The organism is Sedimentibacter sp. B4 (assembly GCF_000309315.1).
Taxonomy (GTDB): domain Bacteria; phylum Bacillota; class Clostridia; order Tissierellales; family Sedimentibacteraceae; genus Sedimentibacter; species Sedimentibacter saalensis.
The window spans coordinates 1-210 of the sequence record NZ_CANG01000549.1; the positions used below are offsets into that span (position 1 = coordinate 1).

1 protein-coding gene is annotated in these 210 nt (G+C 66.7%); it reads right to left on the bottom strand.

Annotation, left to right across the window (positions count from 1 at the left end; translation table 11 throughout):
* A partial coding sequence (locus BN358_RS23855) for a class I tRNA ligase family protein (RefSeq protein ID WP_157593480.1) occupies positions 1–210 on the bottom strand: 210 nt, incomplete at both ends.

A 210-nucleotide genomic window follows, 5' to 3' on the forward strand; every position in this document is an offset into this window, starting at 1 on the left:
GCAGGAACATCGCCTTGACCGGGTCGAAGAACTGCTCGACCTCGCGGACGTCGATCAGGCCCGCCTCGTCCAGCGCCAGGTAGATCGACTGCGCGAGCTCGGTGTTCTCCGGGCTGTCGGTCGAGTGCCAGTTGTCGAAGGAGATGCCGAAGCCGTCGAGGTAGGCCTGGCGGCCGGAAGCGATGCCCGCGACGAACTCCTGCGGGGTCA